Here is a 7,570-nt window from a genome sequence, read left to right as displayed (position 1 = left end):
TCCCCGACCCGACCGCAACACCCCGGAAAGCCCCGTACGTGACCGCACCACCTCCGTACGCCCCCGTCGGCGCGGACACCGCCACCGCCCCGCCGGTGCTGCCCCGGCAGAAGCAGGCCCGGTCGGCGCCCGTCCGGGACCGGTACTTCGACCTGCTGCGGGCCGTGGCGCTCTTCCGCGTGGTCCTCTACCACCTGACGGGCTGGGCGTGGCTGCCCGTGCTGTTCCCGTCCATGGGCGTGATGTTCGCCCTGGCCGGCAACCTGATGGTCCGTTCCCTCAAGCGTCCCGCCGTGCAGGTCGTCCGCGGCCGCATGCGCCGCCTGCTGCCGCCGCTGTGGCTGCTCGGCGCGGTGGGCGTGACCGGCATGCTGCTCCAGGGGTGGGGGCCGAACGACGACGGGCACCCGGGGTGGTGGTGGCTCCACCTCACCTTCTGGATCCTGCCGCTGAGCGACCCGCCGTACGCCGAGGGCCTGTCCGGCATCCACGGGCTCCTGGGCGACAACTGGGCCGCGGACCTCGCCGGGCCGCTCTGGTACATCCGCGCCTACCTCTGGTACGTCCTGCTCTCCCCACTGCTGCTGCGCGCGCTGCGCGCCCTGCCGTGGCCCACGATCCTGGCGCCGATCGCGCTCTCCGCAGCCTTCCAGTTCGGCTACCTCGAACTGCCGGGCGAGCGGATCCCCTCCGCCCTCACCGACTTCAGCACCTTCGGGGCCTGCTGGATCCTGGGCATGGCCCACCAGGAAGGGGTCCTGAAGCGGCTGCCGCGCTACGTCGTGCCGTCGGTGGCCCCGCTGATCGGTGCGCTCGGCCTCTGGTACGCCTTCGGTGAGGGCTTCAAGTCCGGCTACGACCTGGACTCCATCCCCTTCGCCCAGGCCGTCTGGTCCTTCGCGACCGTGCTGCTGCTCCTGCACGTGAGCCCGTCGTGGACCGAGTGGCCGCGCCGGCTGCGCCGCTGGGACCGGGTCGTCACCCTGCTCAACTCCCGTGCGGTGACGATCTACCTGTGGCACAACGTGTGCATCCTGATCGCCGCCACCGTGTGGGACCAGCTGTGGGGCTTCGACGTCATGTACGAGCACTTCACCTGGCTCCTGGAGAGCCCCTGGCCGGTCCTGGTCCTCGCCTGGCTGCTCATCGGGAGCTGCGTCGTCTGGTTCGGCTGGATGGAGGACGTGGCCGCCAAACGCAGACCGCAGCTGTGGCCGGACGGCGCCAGGAGCGCCGCGCGCGGGCGGCCGAGGGCGCGGGCGGCGCACCGGGGCTGACGGCCGTCGTACCGGCGTGCGAGACTGCACCGGTTGCGCGAGTGAACACGGTGGCGTGAGCCGGTCAGGGGGGAACGGGCGGGATGAGCAAGCGGCAGACGCAGAAGATGCTGCGGTTGATGGCGAGCGGCGAGGCGGTCGAGCTGACCAGCCCGATGGCGTCCGTGAAGAAGCTCGCCAAGCTCGCCTTCGTCGCCCAGCAGTTCGGCTACGAGTACGCCGACGCCCGCCAGGGTGGCGGGAGCAACGGCTCGCTCACGATGCTGCTCGTGCCCGACCCGAGCCCGCAGGCCCGCGCCCGGGCCGCGCAGAACTGGGCGCAGTACCCGAACGCGGGCGACGGGGTCTCGGTGCCGCCGCTCGTGCCCGACGCCTTCGAACTCCTCAAGGCGCGGATCAACTTCGACCTCACCGGCAAGAGCGCCGAGAGGCGGATGGGGTACGGCGCGCTCGGCGTCACCATCGGCTGTGTGGTCCTCGCCTACCGCTCGGGCGGTTCGTCCGACGACTTCGTCGTGGCCGCGGTCGTCTGGCTGGCCGTCCTCGCCCTCCTGGGCGTCGGCTTCCTCGTCACCCGCAAACGCAACGCGCGGTTCGCGGCCCGGTTGCAGGCCGCGGGGTTCGTCCCGATGGCCGACGAGACCGGTCGGGTGCGGTACCTGCCCCCTGGCGGGCAGCTCCCGGGCCACGGGAATCCGTTCGGCGGGTCGCCGGCCGGCCACGCCGCGCCCGGCGGTTACGGCGCGCCCGGCGGCTACGGCGCCCCCGGCGGTTACGGCGCCCCCGGTGGACACGGCGGCTGGGGAGGCGGCTGGGGCGGCCCGCCGCCCGCGGCCAAACCCGGCGTGATCCCGCTCCGCCCGCTGGGTGTCGGCGAGATCCTCGACGGCGCGGTCTCCACGATGCGCACCTACTGGCGCACGGTCCTCGGCATCTCCCTGACCGTCGCCGTCTTCACGGAGATCATCGTCGTGCTGCTCCAGGGCCTCGTCCTGGACAACGCCGGCACCGAGGCCCTCAACGACCCCGACGCCTCCCTGAGCGAACTCGGCGACGCCCTCACCGAGACCACGATCAACTCGGGTGTCGTCTTCCTGATCTCCCTGATCGGCACCGTCCTGGCCACGGCACTGCTGACGACCGTCACCAGCCGCGCCGTGCTCGGCCGTCCGGTGACCGCCGGCGAGGCCTGGCGGGACGCCCGCCCCCAGGTGCTCAAGCTGTTCGGCCTGATCATCCTGCTGCTGCTCATCGTCGCGGGCATCCTCATCGTCGGCATGGCGCCCGGGCTCCTCGTGACGGCCACCGCGGGCGACGAGGCCGGCGTGGCCCTGACCGTCCTGGGCGTCCTCGCGGCCGGTGTCGTCGCCGTGTGGCTGATGGTCCGCTTCTCGCTGGCGTCCCCGGCGCTGATGCTGGAGAAGCAGGGCATCAAGAAGGCGATGAGCCGCTCCGTGAAACTGGTGCGCGGCTCCTGGTGGCGGGTCTTCGGCATCCAGCTGCTCGCCACGATCATCGCCAACGTCGTCGCGTCGATCATCGTCATCCCGTTCGCCTTCCTCGCCGCCACCCTCGGCGGCGACGGCGTCGGCGGCTTCCTGGAGGGCACCGGCGACCTCGGCTGGACCTTCCTCATCGTCAGCGGCATCGGCTCGGTGATCGGCTCCATGATCACCTTCCCGATCACGGCGGGCGTCGCCGTACTGCTGTACATCGACCAGCGCATCCGCCGCGAGGCCCTCGACCTCGAACTGGCCCGCGCCGCGGGCACCCAGGGCTCCGGCGCCCCCGGCGCCGTCCCGGGGAGCTGACGGGGTGAGCCCAGCGGGGGGAGTTCTCACAGAGACGTCGCACATCGCCGTACGCACGCTGTCACGCACCGGCGACGGCCTCGTACGGTCGCTGTCGCGCTCCGGCGACGAACCGCCGGTGACGATTCCGCGCGACCCCGCGCGGGAGGCCGCCGAGCGCGAGCTGTCCAAGGGCATGTACCACGAGAACGACCCCAGCTGGTTCCAGCGGGCTCTGGACACCTTCTGGGAGTGGATCGACGAGCTGTTCGCCAGGGCGTCCACGGCGACGCCCGGAGGAACGCTCGGCCTGGTCGTCGTCGTCCTGGCCGTCGTGGCGGTACTGGGCGCCCTCTGGTGGCGCCTGGGCACCCCGCGCCGCGGGCCGGCCTCCGCCCCCGCCCTGTTCGACGACCGCCCCCGCAGCGCCGCCGAGCACCGCGCCGCCGCCCAGGCACACGCCGCCCAGGGCCACTGGAACCAGGCCGTCCAAGAGCGCATGCGGGCCGTCGTCCGCGCCCTGGAGGAACGCGCCCTGCTCGACATCCGGCCCGGCCGCACGGCCGACGAGGCGGCCACCGAGGCCGGCCGCGCCCTGCCCGCCCACGGTGACCGGCTGCGGGCAGCCGCCCGGGACTTCGACGACGTCACGTACGGCGGCCGCCCCGGAACCGAGCAGGCGTACCGGCGCCTCACCGAACTCGACCACGACCTGGACCGCAGCAAGCCGCACCTGGCGGGCAGCACGCCCGGTAACAGCGGGGGCGGCACGGACACCCCCCGGGGAGCCGCCGGATGACCACCGAGGCGACGATCCCCACCACCTCGGCCTCGCCCACCGCCCGCCAGATCTGGACGCGCGGGCGGGGCGTCGCCCTCGCACTCGTCCTGCTGCTCGCCGGGGCCGTGGCGATCGCCGTCGTCCGCTCCGGCGACCACCACGGCGAACTCGACCCACGCTCCGCCGACCCCTCCGGCAGCCGCGCCGTCGCCGAACTCCTCGCCGACCGGGGGGTCTCCACGCGCGTCGTCAGCACCCTGGACGAAGCCCGCGCCGCGTCCGGCCCGGACACCACCCTGCTGGTCGCCGCCCCCGACCTCCTGACCGAGCGTCAACAGACGCGCCTGCGCTCCGCGGTCACCGGCTCCGGCGGGCGCACCGTCCTCGTGGCCCCCGGCGGCCCCGCCGTCGAACGTCTCGTCCCCGGCGTCACCGCCGACCCCGCGCTCAGCTTCGACTCGACGCTCGCCCCCGCCTGCGACCTGCCCGCCGCCCGGCGCGCGGGCACCGCCGACACGGGTGGCCTCCGCTACAGCACCCACATCGAAGCCGACGCCTGCTACCCCAGCCGGCGCCTGGCCACGCTGCTGCGCGTCCCCGACACCTCCGCGGAGGGCACCCGGGGCGACACCGTCGTCCTCGGCGCCCGCGACATCCTCGTCAACGACCGCCTCGACGAGCACGGCAACGCCTCGCTCGCCCTGCAACTCCTCGGCTCCCGCGACCATCTGGTCTGGTACCTCCCCTCGCTCTCCGACGTCCCCGACCCGGACGACGAACGCAGCTTCTTCGACCTGCTCCCCTCCGGCTGGCTCTGGGGCACCCTGCAACTGTTCATCGCCGCCGCCCTCGCCGCCCTGTGGCGGGCACGCCGGCTCGGCCCCTTGGTGCCCGAGAAGCTCCCCGTCGCGATCCGCGCCTCCGAGACCGTCGAAGGCCGCGCCCGCCTCTACCGCAAGGCCAACGCCCGCGACCGCGCGGCCTCCGCTCTTCGCTCCGCCACCCGCACCCGCCTCGCCCCCCTCGTAGGCGTCCCCGTCTCCCAGGCGCACACGCCCGAGGCCCTGCTCCCCGCCCTGTCCGCCCACCTCCACGGCGACGGACAGTCCCTGCACACCCTCCTCTTCGGCCCGCCGCCCGGCGACGACGCGGCCCTGATCGCCCTCGCCGACCAACTCGACGCCCTCGAAAGTGAGGTACGCCGTCCATGATGGACCCGACCACTGACAACGCCGGGCAGAGCGCGGACCCGGGCAACGCCCGCACCGCCCTCGAAGCCCTGCGCGCCGAGATCGCCAAGGCCGTGGTCGGCCAGGACGCCGCCGTGACCGGTCTCGTCGTCGCGCTCCTGTGCCGCGGCCACGTCCTCCTCGAAGGCGTCCCCGGAGTCGCCAAGACCCTCCTCGTCCGCGCCCTCGCCGCAGCCACCGAACTCGACACCAAGCGCGTCCAGTTCACCCCCGACCTGATGCCGAGCGACGTCACCGGCTCCCTGGTCTACGACGCCCGCACCGCCGAGTTCTCGTTCCAGCCCGGCCCGGCGTTCACCAACCTGCTCCTCGCCGACGAGATCAACCGCACGCCCCCGAAGACCCAGTCGTCCCTCCTCGAAGCCATGGAGGAGCGCCAGGTCACGGTCGACGGCACCCCCCGGCCGCTCCCCGAGCCCTTCCTCGTCGCGGCCACCCAGAACCCCGTGGAATACGAGGGCACCTACCCCCTCCCGGAAGCCCAGCTGGACCGCTTCCTCCTCAAGCTCACCGTCCCCCTCCCCTCCCGCCAGGACGAGATCGACGTCCTCACCCGGCACGCCACCGGCTTCAACCCGCGCGACCTGCGCGCCGCGGGCGTACGCCCGGTCACGAACGCCGCCGACCTCGACGCCGCCCGCGCCGAGGTCGCCAAGACGACCGTCTCCCCCGAGATCACCGCCTACGTCGTCGACATCTGCCGCGCCACCCGCGATTCGCCGTCCCTCACCCTCGGCGTCTCCCCACGCGGAGCCACGGCACTGCTCTCGACCTCCCGCGCGTGGGCCTGGCTCACCGGCCGCGACTACGTCACTCCGGACGACGTGAAGGCCCTGGCCCTCCCCACCCTCCGCCACCGCGTCCAGCTCCGCCCGGAGGCCGAGATGGAGGGCGTGACCGCGGACTCCGTCATCAACGCGATCCTCGCCCACGTCCCCGTCCCCCGCTGATGGCACTCACCGGACGCGCCGCGCTCATCGCGGCCCTGGGCTCCGTCCCGATCGGCATCTGGGACCCCAGCTGGACGGGCATCCTCGCGGTCAACGCGCCGCTCGCGGCCGCCTGCGCCTGCGACTTCGCGCTGGCCGCTCCTGTTCGGCGCCTGCGCCTCACTCGTTCCGGCGACACATCCGTACGCCTGGGTGACACCGCGGACGTCACGTTGACGGTCACCAACACGTCCACGCGCCCGCTCAGGGCCCGACTCCGCGACGCCTGGCCGCCCAGCAGCTGGCAACCCGGCACCGAGGTGGCGGCGTCCCGCCACACCCTGACGGTGCCCGCCGGCGAACGCCGACGCACGACCACCCGCCTGCGGCCCACCCGTCGCGGCGACCGTCACGCGGACCGCGTCACGATCCGGTCGTACGGCCCCCTGGGCCTCTTCACCCGCCAGGGCACTCACCGGGTCCCCTGGACCGTGCGCGTGCTCCCCCCGTTCACCAGCCGCAAGCACCTCCCCTCCAAGCTGTCCCGCCTCCGCGAGCTGGACGGCCGCACCAGCGTGCTCATCCGGGGCCAGGGCACGGAGTTCGACAGCCTGCGCGAGTACGTCCCCGGCGACGACACCCGCTCCATCGACTGGCGCGCGACAGCCCGGCAGTCCACCGTCGCCGTACGCACCTGGCGCCCCGAACGCGACCGCCACATCCTGCTCGCCCTGGACACCGGCCGCACCTCCGCCGGCCGGGTTGGCGACGCCCCCCGCCTCGACGCCACCATGGACGCCGCTCTGCTCCTGGCGGCCCTGGCCTCCCGCGCCGGCGACCGCGTAGACCTCCTCGCGTACGACCGCCGCGTACGCGCCCTCGTGCAGGGCCGGGCTGCCGGCGACGTACTCCCCTCCCTGGTCAACGCCATGGCGAACCTGGAATCCGAGCTCGTGGAGACCGACGCCCGCGGCCTCACCGCCACTGCGCTCCGCTCGGCCCCGCGCCGCTCGTTGATCGTCCTCTTCACCACGCTCGACGCCGCTCCGATCGAGGAAGGCCTCCTCCCGGTCCTGCCGCGATTGACCCAACGCCATACGGTCCTCCTGGCCTCGGTGGCAGACCCGCACGTCGCGGGGATGGCCAAGGCTCGCGGCCATGCGGACGCGGTGTACGAGGCCGCCGCGGCCGCACAGGCCCAAGCGGAACGCCGTCGCACCGCGGACCAGCTCCGTCGACACGGCGTCACGGTCGTCGACGCCACCCCGGACGACCTGCCGCCGGCACTCGCCGACGCCTATCTGGAACTGAAGGCGGCCGGACGCCTGTAAAGGGCTGAGGCGGGGCCGCTTGGCCCCGCTTCTTTCCCCCTAAACGCAGAAAGCCCCGCACCGTTCCCGGTGCGGGGCTCTCATACAATGATTGTTCGGCGGCGTCCTACTCTCCCACAGGGTCCCCCCTGCAGTACCATCGGCGCTGTAAGGCTTAGCTTCCGGGTTCGGAATGTAACCGGGCGTTTCCCCTACGCTATGACCACCGAAAC

General features: G+C 73.3%; 6 protein-coding genes and 1 rRNA gene. 6 read left to right on the top strand and 1 reads right to left on the bottom strand.

Going from position 1 to position 7,570, the window contains the following annotated elements; translation table 11 throughout:
• The first annotated feature begins 38 nt into the window (after nt 1-38).
• The 6 genes from DMH12_RS35840 to DMH12_RS35815 all read left to right on the top strand — a co-directional run bounded on the left by DMH12_RS35840 (nt 39) and on the right by DMH12_RS35815 (nt 7,358).
• Nucleotides 39-1,277 (top strand): acyltransferase family protein, encoded by a 1,239-nt coding sequence (locus DMH12_RS35840; protein WP_125495482.1) that lies wholly within the window; start codon nt 39-41, stop codon nt 1,275-1,277.
• Between the two features lie 83 nt (nt 1,278-1,360).
• Nucleotides 1,361-3,088 (top strand): glycerophosphoryl diester phosphodiesterase membrane domain-containing protein, encoded by a 1,728-nt coding sequence (locus tag DMH12_RS40605; protein WP_399190026.1) that lies wholly within the window; start codon nt 1,361-1,363, stop codon nt 3,086-3,088.
• A 4-nt stretch (nt 3,089-3,092) separates the two neighbouring features.
• Nucleotides 3,093-3,866: a DUF4129 domain-containing protein gene (locus DMH12_RS35830; protein WP_185832742.1), complete on the top strand. Its 774-nt coding sequence runs from the start codon at nt 3,093-3,095 to the stop codon at nt 3,864-3,866.
• Complete coding sequence (locus tag DMH12_RS35825; RefSeq protein ID WP_185832741.1) at nt 3,863-5,059, top strand: DUF4350 domain-containing protein; 1,197 nt, start codon at nt 3,863-3,865, stop codon at nt 5,057-5,059. The genes DMH12_RS35830 and DMH12_RS35825 overlap by 4 nt, the downstream gene beginning before the upstream one ends.
• A complete protein-coding gene (locus tag DMH12_RS35820) occupies nt 5,059-6,048 on the top strand; it encodes a MoxR family ATPase (RefSeq protein ID WP_125495483.1) in 990 nt (329 codons plus the stop codon). Before DMH12_RS35825 ends, DMH12_RS35820 begins: the two co-directional genes overlap by 1 nt.
• A complete protein-coding gene (locus DMH12_RS35815) occupies nt 6,048-7,358 on the top strand; it encodes a DUF58 domain-containing protein (protein WP_125495481.1) in 1,311 nt (436 codons plus the stop codon). The genes DMH12_RS35820 and DMH12_RS35815 overlap by 1 nt, the downstream gene beginning before the upstream one ends.
• Before the next feature lie 93 nt (nt 7,359-7,451).
• Here DMH12_RS35815 and rrf read toward each other — a convergent pair.
• A 5S ribosomal RNA gene (gene rrf / locus DMH12_RS35810) occupies nt 7,452-7,568 on the bottom strand.
• Between the last annotated feature and the right edge of the window lie 2 nt (nt 7,569-7,570).

It is taken from the genome of Streptomyces sp. WAC 04229, assembly GCF_003947455.1.
Taxonomy (GTDB): Bacteria; Actinomycetota; Actinomycetes; order Streptomycetales; family Streptomycetaceae; genus Streptomyces.
This window is presented reverse-complemented; position numbering and strand designations above follow the sequence as displayed.

Excerpts from the sequence above, each read along its gene's own strand:
- DMH12_RS40605 (WP_399190026.1), top strand. The coding sequence starts at position 1,361 with ATGAGCAAGCGGCAGACGCAGAAGATGCTGCGGTTGATGGCGAGCGGC.
- DMH12_RS35825 (WP_185832741.1), top strand. The coding sequence starts at position 3,863 with ATGACCACCGAGGCGACGATCCCCACCACCTCGGCCTCGCCCACCGCC.
- DMH12_RS35820 (WP_125495483.1), top strand. The coding sequence starts at position 5,059 with ATGGACCCGACCACTGACAACGCCGGGCAGAGCGCGGACCCGGGCAAC.
- DMH12_RS35815 (WP_125495481.1), top strand. The coding sequence starts at position 6,048 with ATGGCACTCACCGGACGCGCCGCGCTCATCGCGGCCCTGGGCTCCGTC.